The following is an 18,149-nucleotide window of genomic DNA, read 5'->3' on the forward strand; positions in this document are numbered from 1 at the left end:
CGTCAACGATTTTCATGAAAATTGCTCCAATGCTGCTGTGTACCAACGGGGTGAACTCAAATGCCGCGGGAGGATAGACCCTTCACGATGATAGATTCAAGTGTCGGGATAGCTTCCATTGTTACGAAAGCGACAGGGTGAGCCTCTCTGGTCTCCATAACACCTTCTGAATTTTTCCGCCCTTTAGGATGCGCAGAAAAAAATCGAAGAAAACGTGATGGAGCTACGCCGTCAAACGGCATCACCCTGACCTTATCCATTTCGTTCTCATTCTCAGTTATAGCATCCTCGTGGAGTTTCGTCGCAAGGCTCTTTCTATATGGTTCAAGGAAATAAACCTCTCGAACCCCTGCAGCAACAATGTGCCTAGCGCATGAATGGCAGGGGTAGGTCGTGACAAATAGCTTTCCTCCACGAATCTTGCCTCCGTCTGTGCCACCAGCACTCAATAAAGCATGCATTTCGGCATGCACTGCGCGCGAGAATTCGATCAGGCTTTTCAGCTGTGACCTCTTTCGGATGGCCTTATAGACAAGGTCGCGTTTTGTTTCTTCAATGAGCCCTTCTCTAGCGAGGAGATCAACAATCGCATTGGAAATGAGCTCTTTTTCTTGGTCATTGGAGCAGCGGCCTCCCCCTAGGTTCCAACAACGCCGATCCTCATCTGGAGAGCTACCATACGATTCGGTCTGATAGAGCCCACCGAAAGCCTTGGGTACGTCATTCCACCCGGTAGCTAAAATTTCGCCTTCAGCGCTTGTAATAGCCGCTCCGACTTGACGTGAGAGGCAAGCTGAGTTTCGTGCAGCAGAAAATGCGGCATACATTGCACGCTCATTGAGCGTAGGCGTTGCAATTATTGTCCCTAGCATGAGGTCAAGGAAGCGTTTAACTCTTCCCTTCCGATGCGTATCGGTAGTTTTTTCTACGCGTAGAAAAAAATCAGCTTGTGGGAAAGTATCCTCTACTCGCTGACCGTGGTCGATTTCCTCACCGGAATCCCTATCAATCAGGTCATGGATATGGTCGCCGGGTCCTTTGGATCGCTCAAGCCTGGTAATTCGTAACTCTATTGGTGAATAAACCCCTACAACGTGAAGCATATCGCCATAGACGGAGCGTAGCAGCTTGAGTTCGTCGACATGCTTTACTGAGTCGATAATATGGCAGTATCGAACAGCTACTTTTGGGGCGGGGGCTAAGCTGGTGTCGTTGAATAAATCATCCTCTCGATTCTCCTCAGATGCCTGCTGAGCACCCTCCCGTTCGAGCGTTATCCTCCGGATAGCCAAGCGAGCAAGAATCTCATTGCCGTACTCGGCACGAAGCTCATTTCCGGCCTCGATTAGCTTGAGGATCGACTTTTCTTTTGTGAGATTTTTTTGCTCACGAATCTCATCACTCAACCTGATGATGTTGACTCGCTCATAGCCGTAATCCGGTCCAAGCAATAGGTCTTGAAAAGTTTTTGCAACGTCGTGTAGTGGTGTTCCCATTGGCCCACAAAGCGCAATTACCATCTCAGGCGTAATTGTCTTTCCTATCGCGCCTATGTCATCGAAATGCCCACCTTTATCACTGTTGGCTGAGGCAATGAGTCGAAAATCTGGAGCGGCCATAACGATCCCTGTTAGGTAAAGGCGCCATCAGCGCAGTAATTTCATAGTGATATCACAATTTTTCCGTTTGGTGGAAACAAGTATTTTTGGTTGTCCATCTCAGCATTCATCAGGGAGGAAATTGATGATGACGGCTTTAACCTCATACAGATTGATCAAGTACATCGCATGAATTGATTCATGTGTGAAACGTGACGCTATCGATTGCTCGGATGCTTTACAGCCACAGAATTAAACGCAGCTCTCCCAATGCTTAGCCGCTTCCAAATCAACAGGGCTGTGAGGCGGTAGTAATTACGGGTGGCACTGGAGTGATGCTTTAAATAATGACCTAGAAACCACTGGACATGTTTGATCTGCCAGCGCCAGGGGTTGCCTCGCTGCCATCGCTGTTGAATGGCCGCCTGCATGATTTGAGCTTGGCGTAGATGGCGTTGCTGAGTGGCCGCAGAACCGGTCAATACGCCGCTCAGAAAAAGTGCCATATCGAAAGGCTCGTTCACGCTGTACCCCCAATGTAGGCCGAAACCACATCGATTCGATTGTGCCCAAGCTCAAGACTGATTTGCCGTCGCGCCTTTTGGTCCAGAGCGTGGTCGATGCGATAGCATCGGCCACCGTTGACGGGGGCCGCGTGGCCAGTGAGTTGTGCGTAACGCTCGCACGCATAAGCTGCTCGCAATTCATGAACCCCCTTCAGTCCCAGCTTCTGAAGCAATTCACGAGCTGGCCTCACCGTCTGTTGCTGGAACTTGGCGTAGCTTTCACCTTGGGCCAGCAAATTACGGCTGTGGGGCGGTGAAGCGTGACAAGCCGTCTGCAAGGCTGCCTTAACCTCGTTATTTGCGATGATCCAGCGCGGTGCCGAAGCGCCAACCCGGCCGCCTTTGGTGCCATCCTGAATGTTGATGCGACCTAAGTGTGCAGCCTCGCGTTGCAACCGTGGCAAGTCAGCCAGGATCGTTTCGCGCAAGCGCATACCGGTTGCGCGGGCCAAGCAGACAATCGCAGCGACGCGGTAGTGTTGCTGTTCGCGAAGCGCTTCAATCACTCGACTCAGTTGTTGGTGATCTTGGCCATCCGGTGCGCGGGTGCGCACGCTTGATCGCTGCATGCCGAGTGCCTTGCTCGGGCTGGCGATTTTCACGTACTGGTCGCCGCATAGTGCTGCGAGGGTACGGTTTACGCTACTCAGGCGGTTCTGCGCGGTGGCGATGCAGATTTCACCTTGTTGGATTTGCTGACGCAGGTGTGTGGCGTAGCTGTGCAAGGTACTGCGATCTATCTGGCGGGCGTCGTTGTAACCGGGGCCGTCCGCTGACCGACACCACTTCACGAAAGCCTGCCAGCGATCACTGTGTGCTTTGACCGTAGCGAAGTGGCCGCCGGCAAACATATCTTTCAGCGCTTGTGGGCCGGCATAGCTGAGCTGACGGCCGTAGCCAAAGTTGCGGCCATCACGCCGGCCGACCAATGCCACCGGCTTCACCGTTTTCCGTGTCTTGCAGAAAGCGCAGCACCGCTTTCCAGTGGGCGCTGATCTTGTTCACTTGTTGCCAATGTGTGGGACGAATAATCAGGGCGTTTTGCTTATGCCGCAACATTGCTCCCTCTTCGCGCAGTTGGTGGATCAGTTGGCCGATGTCGACAGGCCCTAAGGCGGGGGGGGGGGCGACAACGGCGACAGTGGCGACAACCGTTGTAGTTGCCGGTCTGAAGCATGGCGACAAGGCGGCGACGGAAGTGGCGACACTCCGCAATGCAGGTCGTGTCTGATGCTGTGCCTGGTAACGGCGCACCGCGTCATTGAGGCGGAACATGGCGCACCTCGAAGGTCTTTCCGTCAGGAGAGTCCAGCCAGCTATGTGAGATCAATTCGACCAGCAGCGTAATTGCGTGATGACTGCTTTTGCGGGCAAAGCGGGGGCCATTGCGATTGAGGTCGCGGACGGTAAATTGGGTCCAGCCTTTTTGCGTCAGCCAGCGCAGCAGTCGATCCGCCTCCTCGCGTAACGTGTTGATGGGCTCTTGCTCCGTGAGGCGCTGGATTTCGGCCAGGTAGTAATCCATCAGCGTCGAGGCGCGCTGGATATGGGGTTCGTCCACTGCATGCGCGTCTTCAATCACCGCCAATACCCCGGCGATACGCAGTACGTTGGCGGCTGCTTTCCCCGCGACGGACTGCACACCGGCCAGCTCGCCAAACTCACCAGATTGGCATTCGATGGTGTCGTGAATATCGATCCAAGCAATGCGCGCGTTGGGTGTCAGTTCCAGACTCTCAGGGTTAAGTGAACCATCGTTGTGCAGCGACAGCGGCTTATCCAGCAGAGCGGTAATGCGCGCTTGGTAGCGCTGGATCCTGGCATCTCGCGTAAGGTTGACTGCCTTGTACAAGCGCCGCCCCACCAGGCGTTCGGGCCAACTGACCAGGCAGCGGCCAAGAATGCCTTGGCCGTTGATCATTCGATCTGTGAGTAGCTGGTTGGCCAGGTAAGGTTGCAGCATCAGATGCAGACTGAGGCGACGATCATAAGCTCGCAGGCTTTCGCCAGGCATGGAGCGCGCCCGGTCGATGGGGCTGCCATCCCAGAGCGCTGACAGGGTGGTGATGGCCTTGAGTTGGTTCTCTTTGCTCATCGTGCTGCTGCCTAAAAACTGTCCGCCCTCATCGTTGAATAACCCCATGCTGGGCAAGCCTTGGCATAGGTTTTTGATCAGCGCCTCAATGGTGGGCTCGGCGATGATCAGCCTGGGCGGGATGGGGTCGGATAACTCACGAGCTTCGTGCTTTCCTCGAATGGCGGCGCGATTGGCTTTCAGTTGCTCCAAGTACAGCATCCACTGCCGTCGCTCCCACTCACGCGCAGCCGCCAGCGCCAGATGATCCACCGCGCTTTTCCGATCACCCGACGATGCCACCGTCAGCATGTACAGGGACAACGGATAAACACGGCCATCGAGATGCGCATTGGCGTGCGACTGGGCCACCAGGGCGGCAGTGGCCAACACCGATTGCGCTGCCATGGCACAGGGCACGCCGATGACCTCGGCCATGCGTTCGACGGCTGGTCCTAAGATCTGTCCCAACGCTTCGACTGGATACACCAGCGGCTCGGGCCGGTATTCCAGAAGCGGCTGTGGCAGGTCGAACACTTCGCACAATTGCATCGTCATTCTCCTGGTGCTTCGAATTTCCCCCTCACTCTCCCCGCCACGGTTGTTGAGTGTTATCAGGGATCAAGGCCCCTGCAGCCTGTGAGGGTTGTCCACTTACGCGGGACGGGCGGCTCTTTACGACCGGGAGCTTGGGCATCTCATGATCTGGCCTCCTGAACACTTCGACTGAAGTGGGCGGGTGGAGGCTGCGTTGGCTGACGAGACCAGCGCCGCGAGATCCTGAGTCTGTTGCAGGCAGTGATGCGATTACCGGGGCGTGCCTGACTGTCAGTCAGGTGCAGTCCATTCCGTGGGCTGCGGCACCATCATCTGCATTGCTGCTGCGGGTGACATCGGGGTTTGTCACGCCGATTGTCACAGTGACAAACGCTGCAATGTGTTGCCCGGCAAGGGCTGCGGCAGTAGTTTCGGCGCCCGTCTCTTTCCTGGAGAAAGAGACGGGCGTGGGCTGCCGCATTTGCACTGTGGATAAGTTGGCTTCGATCACGTTGGGCGTGACTGCGCGCCTAATTGGAAGCGAGCGCGCATGGCTGGGACCACCACTGTAGGGCGTAGCCTTAAAGATCCCTGGCTACCTGGGCTATGCTGTCGATGACAGCGCTCTACGGCTCTGGTGTAGCGCGTGCTCGGAGGGTGGTCAACCGTGTATGGGGTGGGGTTTTTAGGCGATGGATGTGTATGGAAGACGGTGGCTTTGAATGGACAGTGGGCCGTTCGTCGGTTTTTAAAGTGAGCCCCTGAGGACGGGAAGGCAAAGCCTTCCTGCCCTCAGGGGCTGGGCCTTAAAAGCTTGTGGGCGATGCAGATGGTGGCGACGGTCGCCGCTTTGTCGCCATGCGCAGGACCGCTAAATAAGTGGGTTGTCGCCAGTGTCGCCGCTGTCGCCAGTAGGAGCTGATTAACGAAACGGGATGACGTTCCCGTTTTTGTTTTCATGAATGGCCGTCACCGACAAATTGCCGGTGGCGGCTTTTTGGATGTACTCGCTCCACCAAACCATCATCGGACGCCGGCGCTCGATGTAGTCCGCTCGGTTGTACGCGCTTCTGACTTCGTCTTTGTCGACGTGGGCGAGGGCGACTTCGATCAACTCCGGGTCCCATCCATGTTCGTTGAGGATGGTGCTGGCCATTGATCGCAGGCCGTGGCTGACCAACCGATCCTGGAAGCCCATACGCTTTAATGCCATGTTCGCGGTCTGGCTGTTTGCGTGTGTACGCGGATTTCGGTCGGCCGGAAATACATGTTCCCGGTGGCCGCTGTAGGGCTTGAGTGTCTCTAGCAGCGCGAGCGTCTGGTCGCTTAGGGGGATGGGGTGCGCACGGCGTTTTTTCATGCGCTCCTTTGGAATGGTCCAGATGCGTTTCTCGAAATCTATTTCTGCCCAGGTCGTCCCAGCAGCCTCGGCAGGGCGGGTCATTGTGTGCAGTTGCCATTCGATCAGGCAGCGTGTGATGCGTTTGATGCTGGCGTTGGCAATCGCCAGCATCAGGTCGGGTAGTTCTTCGGGAGGAAGTGCCGCCATGTTTTGTTTTTGCGGTTTCTTGAAGGCTGCCCGAATGCCACTGAGCGGGTTCGCAAAGATCAGCCCGCAGTTGACGCCGTAGGCCATGATTTCGTTGAGACGTTGGGAAAGTCGCTTGACCGTCTCCAGGCTGCCTTTGGCCTCGATCGGGCGTAGGAGCTTGATGATCATGGGTGCGGTGATGTCTGCGAGGGGTGTGGCTTTGAGGCTGGGGAAAACATGCAGCGTGAGTGAGCGCCAGATGTCTTCGGCGTATGCCGTTGTGACGGAGTGCTTTTTCAGTTCGAACCAGGCGGTGGCCACCTTCTCGAGTGTGTGTTCGGTCTTCGCCAACTTGGCTTGCCTGAGCTCATCGCGGTGAGCCTTGGGGTCAATGCCTAGCGCCAGTAGTTCACGTGCTTCTTGAGCTTTCTTTCTGGCGTTCGCCAACGAGAGAGCCGGGTAAGGGCCCAGCGCCATATTGAGGCGGTTTTTGGTTACCGGCTCGCGATAGTTGAAATTCCATATCATCGAGCCACTGGCTCTGACCCTGAGTTGAAGGCCGTCGCCGTCAGTGAGAACGAAGTCTTTCCCTGTTGCCTTGACTGCCTTGAGTTGGCGGTCTGAGAGGCGGGTTGCGTTAGTAGGCATGAGAGCTACCTCCGACACCGTTTTGGTATCCCAAAAATAGCACCGGCGGGTCCGGGATACCAAATGGGATACCAAAACGCCTGGAACTCTAAATTCTTCTACGGAAGCCAATGGCCCTGAAGCCCTTGATTTCATTGAGTTTCAGGCACAAAAAAAGACGTCCGTGGACGTCTTTAGATGATGAAGTGGTGGAGCCGGGGGGATTTGAACCCCCGTCCGCCAGTACTCCGCTGTCGGTACTACATGCGTAGCCGTGTCTATTAAGTTAACCCTCAGCGACCCGACGGGCAGGGTGCTTTGGGCGAGTTGTGTAAGTTTTAGCCGCTTCGTCCACAACGTACTGCACGGCGATTCTGTTCTATATGACAATCATTTTGGGTTTACAGACATCCCCTGATGATTGCTGGACCCGAAGGTACCAGGAGGGAAGGGCTAAGGCTGCTTACGCAGCGAGAGCGTATTCCCCGTAGGTTTCGTCATTGGCAACTATAGAAAGTTGCAACAGTGGATTTACGAGTTCTGTTACCAACTCGGCATGCACCTAAAGTTTCGCGACCGGCGTCGAATCCTAAACGGCCCCGTGCTTGCAACTCGTTGTTTCTTAGTGAGTGACAAGCCTGTGCAGTGTACGCCAAACGGTCACAGAAGGCCAACCCGAAGGTTGGCCATGAGCGTCGGGGTGTTACTGATTGGCGCCTTTGTCGCTGTTCTGTAGGTCTTGCAGGGCTTTGGACGTGATCTCTATGCACCTCTTGTCATCACCTGCTGCTTGGGCGGCTTTGGCTTGAGACACGGCGGTGTCGATTTCGCCGCTTTTGCCAGTGGTGTCGGTGGCGAGCAGGGCTTTGCCGTTGTTGATTTTGTCGAGATTAATCTGACAAAGCTGGTCGGTTTTTCCGGCGGCAAACGCCGGTGAGGCCAGCATCGCAGCGGCAATGAACACGCCAGCAAGAGCGGAATGCTTCATAAGGGTATCTCCTTGCGAAAAAGGGCTCGACGCTGCTGGCGTTCAAGGGCTGCCAGCGACATCACTGATGAGCCTCGATCGCCGAGGCCTATGCAGATGACTACGTCGCCGCGCAGGGGTTCTGTTTTTGTGCAGGATTAGTGCGCCCTCGGTCGGGTTACGCGGTCCACGAGGTAGACCAGCCCGTGGTAATCGATGCCGCCATGCTGGCTCAGGCCGATCTCGCAGGTGCGGCTGGTGGAGATGCCTTCGCTGCAATATTGCACGGCGTCTTTCAGCGAGCGCAGGGAGTGGGCGTTGAGTTCCGGGGTGGTGAAGCCTTTGTCGCCGGCAAAACCACAGCAGTGGATGCCTTCCGGGATCACCACGGTTTTCGCGCAGCGGCGGGCCAGGTCGATCAGGGCCTGGCTTTCCCCGAGGTGCTGGGTGCTGCAAGTGACGTGTACGGCGATCGGTGCTTCCTGCGGTATGAAGTCGAGGCGGTCCATCAGGTGTGTGCGGATAAATCGTACCGGGTCGTACAGGTCCAGGCGTGTTTCGCCCAGGTCTTGCACCAGGCGCAGGGTGCAGGGGCTGGTGTCGCAGTAGATCGGGTCGAGGCCGCCGCGGCTGGCGTGGAGCAAGGCGCCGATCAGTTCCTGGCGCTTGTGTTCGGCCTGTTCGGCATAGCCCTTGGAGGCGAAAGGCTGGCCGCAGCACAGGTTGTCCTGGTTGTCGGGGAAGACGACTTGGTAGCCGGCTTTTTCCAGCAGACCGCGGGTTTTGTCGTACAGCGACGTTTGCTCTTTATCGCCAGCCGCCGGGCCCATGGCGCGTGAGACGCATGCCGCGAGGTAGACCACGCGTGGCCGCTCATCGGTCACTGCCGGGCTGAAGCGAATGGCTTTTTCCGGTTGCGGCATGGCGTTGGTCCATTGTGGGATTTGTCCCTTGGACAACTTGCTCACTGTGGCCGACAACTTGGCCAGGCGCGGTGCGCCCAACAGCATGCGTGCGCCGTTGGCGACGTGCAGGGTAAAGCGCGCGCCTTGTAGCGCAGTGGCGAAGTGGGTGGCCAACCATTCGGCGGTTTTTGTATGGTCGGCGTCGCGGGCCCGGAGTTTTTTCACCAAGTCGCCGGTGTTGATTCCCACAGGGCAGCGCTGGGCGCATAACCCGGTGGCGGCGCAGGTGTCGATGCCCTGGTAGTGGTAGGCCGTTTCCAGTTCAGTGGTGTCGATGCCGGCGCGTTTCTTCGCCTGGATATCGCGCCAGATCACGATGCGCTGGCGCGGGCTCAAGGTCAGGCCTTTCGACGGGCATACCGGCTCGCAGAAACCGCACTCGATACACTTATCCACAAGCTCGTCGGCGGCAGGCAGCGGCTTGAGGTGTTTAAGGTGGATCTGCGGATCTTCGCTGAGCACCACGTCCGGGTTGAGAATACCGTTGGGGTCGAGCAGGCGTTTGAGTTGCCACATCAGTTGATAGGCGTCGCTGCCCCATTCCAGCTCGACGAACGGCGCCATGTTGCGGCCGGTGCCATGCTCGGCTTTCAGTGAGCCGCCAAACTCTACGGCCACCAGTTGGGCGACGTCGTCCATGAACGCTTGGTAGCGTGCGACTTCTTCGCTGCTGTTGAAGCCTTGGGTGAACACAAAGTGCAGATTGCCTTCCAGAGCGTGTCCGAAAAGGATGGCTTCGTCGTAGTGGTGTTTGTCGAACAGCTCGATCAAACGGTTAACGCCGATGGCCAACTGCTCGACCGGGAACGTCACGTCTTCGATGATCACCGTGGTGCCGGTTTTGCGCACGGCGCCGACGGCGGGGAAGGTGTCTTTGCGGATCGCCCACAGGCGGGCGTTTTCCACCGGGTCTTCGGTGAAGTCGACCTGTTTTTCCACCGGGAACGCCGCCAGGGACGCCATGATCAGCGCCAGTTGCTCCTGGAGCAAAGAGGGCGATGCCGCACGGGATTCGATCAACAGTGCGCAGGCATTTTCCGATAGATGTTGTACGAAGGCGGGCATGCCGGGTTTGTCCTGCACCGAACGCATGCTGCGTCGGTCGAGCAGCTCAACCGCTGAGACCGGTTGGGTTTTCAGGACGGTCACCGCATTGCAGCAGGTCTCGACATCGGGGAATACGATCAGCGCCGAGGCTTTGTTCGGGTGGTCGATGACGGTGTCGTAAGTCACTGCGCTGATAAAGCCCAGGGTGCCTTCGGAGCCCACCAGCAGGTGGCTGAGGATATCCAGCGGCTCATCGAAATCCACCAGGGCGTTGAGTGACAGGCCGGTGGTATTTTTCAGACGGTATTTGTGGCGGATTTTGGCGGCCAGTTCAGCGTTTGCCCGCGTCTCCCGCCCGAGTGTGGCCAGGCGTTCAAGCAGCGCGCCGTGCTGCTGACGAAATGCCGCGACGCTGGCGGCATCTTCGGTGTCCAGGCGGCTGCCGTCGGCCAGCACCAGGCGAATCCCGGCCAGGGTGTGGTAGGTGTTTTGCGCCGTACCGCAGCACATGCCGCTGGCATTGTTGGCGACGATGCCGCCGATTTTGCAGGCGTTGATCGACGCCGGATCCGGCCCGATCTTGCGCCCGAATGGCGCCAGCCAGGCGTTGGCCTGGGCACCGATCACGCCGGGTTGCAGGCGGATCTGCGTGCCTTGCCCACGAATTTCGCGGCCGTTCCAGTTGTCCCCCAGTACGATCAGCACCGAATCGCTGATGGCCTGCCCGGACAAGCTGGTGCCCGCTGCGCGGAAGGTCACCGGAACATGATCGCGCTGGGCCAGTTTCAGCAGCGCCACGACTTCGTCTTCCGACTCGACGCGAATCACCAGCTGTGGGATCAGTCGGTAAAAACTGGCGTCTGTGCCAAATGCCAAGGTGGAAAGTGGGTCGTCGAAGCGACGAATTTTCGGGATCAGCTGTGCGACGTCAGCAAGGAAAGCGGCAGGCAGACTCATTGGTCCTCCAGGATCAGCACCACCAGGTCCTTCGGACCGTGGGCGCCATAAGCCAGAACTTGTTCGATGTCAGCGGTCTTCGACGGGCCGGACACCAGCAGGGCATTGGTGGGCATGCCTTGGGCCCAGGCGAATTGCTGCTGGACCTGATAAAAGTTGTCGTAAATCTCGCTGGCCTTGAGCAGTGCAAAGTGTACCGGCGGCACCAGGCTCATCAGTCGCGGTTCTTCCCGCGTGGGCCACAGAATCAGGCTACCGGTGGCGGCGATGGCGCCGAGGGTCGTGGTCAGGCTGGCCGGTGTGTCATTAAACAGCTCGGCTTTCCATTCTTCCACAGGGCGGTCGTAGGCTTTGAGCTGCGGCAATTGCGGATGGTTCGACCAGTGCTCGGTGATGCGCCGCCCATGCTCGGTTGTCGGCGCGATGAGCAGGCTGGGCAGCTCGCGTTTTTGCAGCAGCTGCGCGAGTAAAGCTGGCCATTCGGCGCCGCGGGTCAGGTGGATCTCGGTATGCACCGCCTCCATCAGCTTGCGCAATTGTGCGATGCGCTGTTCTGGCGGGTAGGTGTAGATCTGTGTGACCAGGGTCTCATCGAAGTTGTCGGGCACTGGTGTTGTGCCCGTCAGGCTGTGGCGCAATTTGCCGAGGATATTTTGCTTGGCGCTCATCAACGCGCTCCCTGTTTGGCCAAATGCTCGCGTGCCAGGTCATGCAGCGAACGGGCGGCGGGTTTAGGCGCGCTATGGTTTTGCGTCCATGGCCCGACGTTGTTCGGTACGAGGGCGCGCAGGCGCGTGGCGGCGAATGTGAACAGGCGGTACAGCGTCGGTGAGCTGTGGAGATTGGCCCAGGCGTTCCAGATGAACCGTTCCTGGCGCGAATACTTGCTGCCTTGGCCGCGCATCACGGGGTGTGGGCTATCCGGCGCTTTTACGTTCTCTTCCCGCAGACGGCGCAGCAAGGCCGGGATCGGAATTTTTACCGGACACACTTCTCCACAAGCACCGCACAACGAAGACGCACTGGGATGGTCCGGTACTTTTGCCAGGCCGACCATATGCGGTGTGATGATTTTTCCGATAGGGCCGGGGTAGACCTCGCCGTAGGTATGGCCACCGATTCGGGTATACACCGGGCAATGATTCATACAGGCGCCGCAGCGAATGCAGTTGAGTGTCTGACGCAATTCGCTGTCGGCAAACGCCTGGCTGCGTCCGTTGTCCAGCAGCACCAGGTGGACTTCTTCGGGGCCGTCGAGCTCATCGGCCTTGCGCGGGCCGGAGATCATATTGACGTAGGTGGTGATCGGCTGACCGAGCGCGGAGCGGGTCAGCAGCGACAGCAACGGCACCACGTCGCGTAGGTTTTCCACGACCTTCTCGATGCCGGTCACGGCGATATGCACGGGTGGCACTGTGGTCGACATACGCCCGTTGCCTTCGTTTTCCACCAGCAGCAGCGTGCCGGTTTCGGCCACGGCGAAGTTGACGCCGGACACGCCGATATCCGCTTCGAAGAACTTTTCCCGCAGCACGCGGCGACCAATCTGAATCAACTGGTCGACATCCTTGGTGTACTCCACGCCGAGTTTTTCGTGGAACAGCGACGCGACCTGGCTGGCGTTCTTGTGGATCGCCGGCATGATGATGTGGGACGGCTTCTCGTGGTCGAGTTGAACAATAAACTCACCCATGTCGGACTCAAGGCATTCGATGCCTTGGGCGGCGAGTACGTGGTTCATCTCCATCTCTTCGCTGACCATGGATTTGCCTTTGATCACCTGCTTGGCTTCGCGCCGGCGGATGATCGACAGCACGATCGCATTGGCCTCTTCAACCGTTTCTGCCCAATGCACGGTCACGCCGTTTCGGGTCAGGTTGGCTTCCAGTTGTTCGAGCAGGTCGGGCAGCTTCGACAGGGCGCGGGCGCGCACCGCGTTACCGAGGGCGCGCAGGTGTTCGCGTTCGTGGGCGTCGCTGAAAGACGCCGCCCGTTTGCTCATCAGGGAATCCATCGCATTGCGAAAGTTGTTTCGCAGTTGCGCGTCGCCCAGTGCCTGGTGGGCGCGGGTGCGGAAGTCTTCCGACACCTCGACGGTGGGAATCAGCGCGGCGTTCATCGTTCACCCCCGGTGCGTTGCCAGAGAAAGCTGGCCAGGTGTTGCCCGCGTAAGGCCGCCTGTTGTTTCTCCAGGGCGCCATTGATGTTCATCAGGCAACCGCAATCAGCACTCAGTACTTGATGGGCGCCGGAGTCCTGCAAGGCTCGGGTCTTGTCGGCCACCATTGCGCCGGAAATGTCTGGCATACGCACGCTGAACGTCCCACCAAAGCCACAGCATTCGCTTTCGTGGCTGTGGTCGACGCGTTCGACATTGCGCAATTGGGCCAGCAGTTCGCGGCCGTGAAGGTGGGTGTTCATTTCCCGACGCGCGGAGCACGACGTGTGCAGGGCGACCTTGATCGGCGCCCCGCTGTCGTTGAGTTGCACCTTGCACACGAACAACAGGAACTCCGCCAACTCATAAGTCCGGGCCGCGAGGGCCTGCACCTGTTTGAGGGTGTCGGGTTCGTCCTTGAAGAGGTCGGCGTAGTGCTCACGTAACATGCCGGCACAGGAGCCGGATGGCACCACCACCGGGTAGTCGCCGGCGAACAGCGCCAGTTGCGCGCGTGCCACTTGTCGGGCCTGGTCGGTATAGCCCGAGGTGTAGGCCGGTTGCCCGCAGCAGCTTTGCCCTTGGGGATAATCCACGCAGATCCCTTCGCGTTCCAGCAGGTGGATCGCGTCCATGCCGGCTTCGGGATAAAACAGATCGACCACGCAGGTGCCGAACAGGTAGACCTTCTGCGGTTTTTCGTGGGGGTATTCGCGAGGCTCGGCCAGAGGCGGCGCGACACGGGTGGCATTCGGCACGGCGTTGTAAAAAAGCTCGCTCATCAGGCGCGTTCTCCGGGTGGTCCCGGTTGTCCGTCCGTCAGGGCCGCAGCGTGTTCAGCGGCCCGGCAGAGGGGTTGTGGAGAGCTGACGCCGAAATCGCGGTTCGGCGTCGGTTATTGCGTGATTACCTGTGGTCTCAATGCACCAGCATGCCGGTGAACCAGTAGGCCTGGGCCAGTGTGATCAGCCCGACGATGGTGGCGAAAAACAGGCTGTGCTTGAGGGTGAAGCGGAACAGGTCGGATTCCTTGCCGACTAGCCCGGTAGCGGCGCAGGCCACAGCGATCGATTGCGGCGAAATCATCTTGCCGGTCACGCCGCCGCTGGTGTTTGCCGCGACCAGCAGGACGTCGTTGACACCGATCTGGTGGGCGGTGGTGGCTTGCAACGAGCTGAACAGGGCGTTGGACGAGGTGTCGGAGCCTGTCAGGAAAACCCCCAGCCAGCCGAGGAACGGCGAGAAGAACGGGAAGGCTGCGCCGGTGCCGGCCAGGACTAATGCCATGGTCGAGGACATGCCCGAGTAGTTGGTGACGAACGCGAACGCCAGCACCATGCCGATGGACAGGATCGGCCAGCGCAGTTCGTAGAAGGTCTCTTTTAAAGTGGTAAGACCAGTTTTGATGTCGATCTTCAATACCAGCATCGAGATCAGCGCGGAAAAGAAAATCGCAGTGCCGGTCGCTGAAATCGGGTCCAGTTTGAATACCGCGGGGATGGCCGTCGGGTTGGTCACGATAGGCGCAACCTTGACCACCAGTTGGTCCAGGTGCGGGATCGCAAAGTTGAACACCCAGCTGTACATCGAGCCGCCTGCGGCGAACATCGCCTTGAAGGGCTTGAGGGTCCAGATGGTCACCAGCACGGTCAGGATCAGGAACGGCGACCAGGCTTTGAAGATTCGCCCCAGGCTGTAGGGCGAAGCGACAGTGCTGCGTGGCAGGCCGAAGCCGCCGGCGCTGGCGGTGATCGTTGCGCTGGAGGTCGCACCGGCAATCTGCGCGCCGGCGGTGCGCTTGGGTTGCCAGATTTTCAGGAACAGAGTCAAGGAAACCAGGCTGGCCAGGGCCGAGGTGATGTCCGGCAGTTCCGGGCCGATGAAGTTGGAGGTGAAGTATTGGGTGATGGCAAAGCTCAAGCCTGCCACCAAGGCGGCCGGCCAGGTTTCGCGCACGCCGCGCAGGCCGTCCATCATGAACACCAGCCAGAACGGAACGAACAGCGACAGCAGTGGCAATTGGCGACCAGTCATGGCGCCGATCTTGAACGCGTCGATGCCGGTCACTTGCCCGGCGACGATGATCGGAATCCCGAGGGCACCGAAGGCGACGGGCGCGGTGTTGGCGATCAGGCACAGGCCGGCGGCGTACAGCGGGTTGAAGCCCAGGCCGACCAGCAGCGCGGCGGTAATCGCCACGGGAGCACCAAAGCCGGCGGCACCTTCCAGGAAGGCGCCGAAGCAGAAGCCGATCAGCAAGACCTGCAGGCGTTGGTCGTCGGTGATCGACAGTACCGAGCTGCGGATGATCTCGAACTGGCCGCTCTTGACCGTCAGTTTGTAGAGAAATACCGCAGCGACGATGATCCAGGCGATGGGCCACAGGCCGTAGGCAAAGCCATAGCCGGCAGCGGCCAGTGCCATGTCCACCGGCATCTGGAAGGCAAAGATCGCCACCAGGATCGACAGCGCCAGCGTGATGCTGCCGGCGACGTGGCCTTTAAGGCGAAACACGGCCAGAGCCAGGAAGAAAAATACGATTGGAATAACGGCGGCCAGTGCGGACAGGCCGAGGCTGCCGAGCGGGCTGTAGAGCTGTTGCCAGGTTTGCATATGGGGTGGCCCCTAATTGTTGTTGGTCAGGCACATTTTAGTCGGCTTGGATAATTGGTAATACCAATTTACAGCCGCTGTTGGCTAGAGTAAAAGCCTAGGCAGGGATGTGTCAATTTGCCGCCTGCGAAACTTTGGTCTTAAGCGGGAGGGCGGGCGCTCTGATCGCATCAATCGAAGATGTTCTGATGGGTGCTGCAAGCGTTGCGATAGGCCAGAATAGAGGCCCCGGCGAGTGGTCGGGATCGTGGAGAGAGAGTTATGGGGTTTGATCAGGTGCGTCAGCGCCGTTTGTCTGACGATATTGTCGAGCAGCTTGAGGGCATGATCCTTGAGGGCACGCTGAAATCGGGCGAGCGCTTGCCGGCCGAGCGCGCGTTGGCTGAAAAGTTCGGCGTTTCGCGCCCCTCGCTGCGTGAGGCGATTCAGAAACTGGCGGCCAAGGGGTTGCTGGTCAGTCGCCAGGGCGGTGGAAATTATGTGTCTGATTCGTTGGGCTCGACGTTCAGCGATCCGTTGTTGCACCTGCTGGAAAACAATCCCGAGGCTCAGCGTGATTTGCTGGAGTTTCGTCAAACCCTCGAAGCGTCCTGTGCCTATTACGCGGCATTGCGCGCTACCGAAGTCGACCGTGAGCGGCTGACGGCGGCCTTTGAAGCGCTACAGGATTGTTACGCGCGCGACGATAAGGTCAGTCGCGCAGAGGAGGGGGCCGCGGATGCGCGGTTTCACTTGGCCATTGCCGAGGCCAGCCACAATGCTGTGCTGTTGCACACCATCCGCGGGTTGTTCGACCTGCTCAAGCGGAACGTGGTGACCAACATTGGCGGCATGTACCAGCAGCGCACGGAAACCCGAGATATGCTGATCAGTCAGCACCGGGATTTGTACCTGGCGATCATCGAGGGGCGGGCCGAGCAAGCGCGGGAAGTCTCAACACGTCACCTGTTGTATGTGCAGGAGGTGTTGGAGGAAGTACGTCAGGAAGTTCAGCGCGTGGCCCGGGCGGCGCGGCGCAAGGGCATGTAGCCAGGGGCCAAGCGCCCTAGGCTACAGCGGCACAAGGATTATTCTTCCTTGCCCTTGTTGCGCACGGCGCGATGCAGTTCGCGATCGGAATCGCGCTCGCGCTCGGTGTCACGCTTGTCGTATTCCTTCTTGCCTTTGCCCAGTGCGATCTCGCACTTGACCAGATGCTTGCTCCAATACCAGGACAGGCAGACGCAGGCATAGCCTTTCTGCTGTACGGCGGCGGCGAGCTTGTCCAGTTCGCGGGCATTGAGCAGCAGCTTGCGTGTGCGTACCGGGTCGGCAATCACATGCGTGCTCGCGGTGGTCAGCGGGGTGATATGACTGCCGAGCAGCCATGCCTCGCCATCCTTGAGCAGCACATAGCTGTCGACCAGTTGCAGCTTGCTGGCACGCAGACTTTTTACTTCCCAGCCGGCCAGGACCAGACCAGCCTCGAACCGATGTTCGATGAAGTAATCGTGTCGCGCTTTTTTATTCTGCGCGATGGTCCCTGTGGGGTGTTTCTTTTGTTTAGCCATAGGGGCGGCATTATAGGGCGTTGCGAGCGTGTCGGCTACGGTCAACCTGCGTGCTTGAGCGTGTTGGACGAATCCCGGACAATACCGGCAGTTCTTTGGTTTTTCTCTCTCGCGGATCGGGTTGTTCTTTCGCGATGTTTGCCGCTCAGCTGTGGAAATAACGCTCACATGACGACGCATATTCAACGTTCGGCCCTGCTGCCCTATCCGGCCCAGGTGCTTTATGACCTGGTCAACGACGTGGCGCGTTACCCGGAATTCCTGCCTTGGTGCTCGACCGCCGAGGTGCTGGAAGGCGGTGATGAGCACATGGTTGCCAGTGTCGGGGTGGCCAAGGGGGGGCTCAGCCAGCACTTTGTGACACGCAATGTCCTGGTGCCGGGCAAGTCCATTGAAATGAATCTGCAGGAAGGGCCGTTTACCCAATTGCATGGTGTCTGGGTGTTCAAGGCGTTGACCGAGAAAGCCTGCAAGATCAGCCTGGATCTGTCTTTCGATTATGCGGGGCCCATTGTGCGGGCGACGCTGGGGCCTTTGTTCAATCAGGCGGCCAATACCCTGGTCGACGCATTCTGTCAGCGAGCCAAGCAACTGCATGGTTGAGATTGAAGTGGTGTATGCCGGCGTGGATCGCCAGGTGTTGGTAGCGGTTGCGGTGCCAGCGGGTACGAGCCTGCGGGTTGCGGTGCAGGCGTCGGGGATTGCTGCGCACTTTCCTGAGGTGAACCTTGCTGATTGCCCGTTGGGGGTATTCGGTAAGGCAGTGGTCGACCCCGATACCTGCACCGTGCAGTCAGGTGATCGTATCGAGATCTACCGCCCGCTGCTGGCCGACCCCAAAGAAGTGCGGCGGCTGCGTGCGGCCAAGGCGGCGTTGGCCAAGCAACAGCGTTCATAGGCCGGCGAATCTGTAGGCAACAAAAAGCCCGGCATGCCGGGCTTTTTATCGAGCGTCGCAA

General features: G+C 58.7%; 16 protein-coding genes and 1 other RNA gene. 3 read left to right on the top strand and 14 right to left on the bottom strand.

Translation table 11 applies throughout. From position 1 onward, the window contains the following. Nucleotides 1–56 precede the first annotated feature (56 nt). The 13 genes from C5F70_RS29000 to C5F70_RS29055 all read right to left on the bottom strand — a co-directional run bounded on the left by C5F70_RS29000 (nt 57) and on the right by C5F70_RS29055 (nt 15,640). On the bottom strand, nt 57–1,619 hold the full coding sequence (locus C5F70_RS29000) for an anti-phage dCTP deaminase (RefSeq protein WP_104904436.1): 1,563 nt from the start codon (nt 1,617–1,619) through the stop codon (nt 57–59). A gap of 197 nt (nt 1,620–1,816) precedes the next feature. Beyond that, nucleotides 1,817–2,122 (bottom strand): hypothetical protein, encoded by a 306-nt coding sequence (locus C5F70_RS29005; RefSeq protein WP_096001723.1) that lies wholly within the window; start codon nt 2,120–2,122, stop codon nt 1,817–1,819. Beyond that, nucleotides 2,119–3,099: an integrase domain-containing protein gene (locus C5F70_RS29010; protein ID WP_104904601.1), complete on the bottom strand. Its 981-nt coding sequence runs from the start codon at nt 3,097–3,099 to the stop codon at nt 2,119–2,121. Before C5F70_RS29010 ends, C5F70_RS29005 begins: the two co-directional genes overlap by 4 nt. Then, a complete protein-coding gene (locus C5F70_RS30725; protein ID WP_158683898.1) occupies nt 3,077–3,439 on the bottom strand; it encodes a hypothetical protein in 363 nt (120 codons plus the stop codon). The genes C5F70_RS29010 and C5F70_RS30725 overlap by 23 nt, the downstream gene beginning before the upstream one ends. After that, nucleotides 3,423–4,790, bottom strand: coding sequence for a YfjI family protein (locus C5F70_RS29015; RefSeq protein ID WP_104904437.1), 1,368 nt, complete (start codon nt 4,788–4,790; stop codon nt 3,423–3,425). The genes C5F70_RS30725 and C5F70_RS29015 overlap by 17 nt, the downstream gene beginning before the upstream one ends. 907 nt (nt 4,791–5,697) lie before the next feature. Further along, complete coding sequence (locus C5F70_RS29020; RefSeq protein ID WP_104904438.1) at nt 5,698–6,954, bottom strand: integrase domain-containing protein; 1,257 nt, start codon at nt 6,952–6,954, stop codon at nt 5,698–5,700. A gap of 186 nt (nt 6,955–7,140) precedes the next feature. After that, nucleotides 7,141–7,534: a transfer-messenger RNA gene (gene ssrA, locus C5F70_RS29025) on the bottom strand. 102 nt (nt 7,535–7,636) lie between these two features. Continuing rightward, nucleotides 7,637–7,921 carry a hypothetical protein gene (locus tag C5F70_RS29030; protein WP_017847396.1) on the bottom strand — a complete coding sequence of 95 codons (285 nt, stop codon included), beginning with the start codon at nt 7,919–7,921 and terminating at the stop codon, nt 7,637–7,639. Nucleotides 7,922–8,058: 137 nt separating this feature from the next. Continuing rightward, complete coding sequence (locus tag C5F70_RS29035; protein WP_046382032.1) at nt 8,059–10,869, bottom strand: FAD-binding and (Fe-S)-binding domain-containing protein; 2,811 nt, start codon at nt 10,867–10,869, stop codon at nt 8,059–8,061. Next, nucleotides 10,866–11,537 (bottom strand): lactate utilization protein, encoded by a 672-nt coding sequence (locus C5F70_RS29040; RefSeq protein ID WP_046487594.1) that lies wholly within the window; start codon nt 11,535–11,537, stop codon nt 10,866–10,868. The genes C5F70_RS29035 and C5F70_RS29040 overlap by 4 nt, the downstream gene beginning before the upstream one ends. Next, nucleotides 11,537–12,988 carry a LutB/LldF family L-lactate oxidation iron-sulfur protein gene (locus C5F70_RS29045; RefSeq protein WP_104904439.1) on the bottom strand — a complete coding sequence of 484 codons (1,452 nt, stop codon included), beginning with the start codon at nt 12,986–12,988 and terminating at the stop codon, nt 11,537–11,539. The genes C5F70_RS29040 and C5F70_RS29045 overlap by 1 nt, the downstream gene beginning before the upstream one ends. Next, nucleotides 12,985–13,809 (bottom strand): (Fe-S)-binding protein, encoded by an 825-nt coding sequence (locus tag C5F70_RS29050; RefSeq protein ID WP_017847400.1) that lies wholly within the window; start codon nt 13,807–13,809, stop codon nt 12,985–12,987. The genes C5F70_RS29045 and C5F70_RS29050 overlap by 4 nt, the downstream gene beginning before the upstream one ends. A 136-nt stretch (nt 13,810–13,945) precedes the next feature. Further along, nucleotides 13,946–15,640, bottom strand: coding sequence for a lactate permease LctP family transporter (locus C5F70_RS29055; protein WP_017847401.1), 1,695 nt, complete (start codon nt 15,638–15,640; stop codon nt 13,946–13,948). Nucleotides 15,641–15,901: 261 nt separating this feature from the next. Between C5F70_RS29055 and C5F70_RS29060 the strand changes: the two genes are divergently transcribed. Further along, complete coding sequence (locus tag C5F70_RS29060) at nt 15,902–16,669, top strand: FCD domain-containing protein (protein ID WP_017847402.1); 768 nt, start codon at nt 15,902–15,904, stop codon at nt 16,667–16,669. Nucleotides 16,670–16,707: 38 nt separating this feature from the next. Here the strand turns inward: C5F70_RS29060 and smpB are convergent, their stop codons facing one another. Further along, on the bottom strand, nt 16,708–17,190 hold the full coding sequence (smpB, locus tag C5F70_RS29065) for an SsrA-binding protein SmpB (RefSeq protein ID WP_017847403.1): 483 nt from the start codon (nt 17,188–17,190) through the stop codon (nt 16,708–16,710). Nucleotides 17,191–17,358: 168 nt separating this feature from the next. Between smpB and C5F70_RS29070 the strand changes: the two genes are divergently transcribed. Both C5F70_RS29070 and C5F70_RS29075 read left to right on the top strand, forming a co-directional pair. Then, entirely contained in the window at nt 17,359–17,793 is a 435-nt protein-coding gene (locus C5F70_RS29070; RefSeq protein ID WP_017847404.1) for a type II toxin-antitoxin system RatA family toxin, read from the top strand. Further along, nucleotides 17,786–18,088 carry an RnfH family protein gene (locus C5F70_RS29075; protein WP_104904440.1) on the top strand — a complete coding sequence of 101 codons (303 nt, stop codon included), beginning with the start codon at nt 17,786–17,788 and terminating at the stop codon, nt 18,086–18,088. The genes C5F70_RS29070 and C5F70_RS29075 overlap by 8 nt, the downstream gene beginning before the upstream one ends. The last annotated feature ends 61 nt before the right edge of the window (nt 18,089–18,149 follow it).

Origin of the sequence: Pseudomonas sp. LH1G9 (genome assembly GCF_002949975.1) — a bacterium.
Taxonomy (GTDB): domain Bacteria; phylum Pseudomonadota; class Gammaproteobacteria; order Pseudomonadales; family Pseudomonadaceae; genus Aquipseudomonas; species Aquipseudomonas veronii.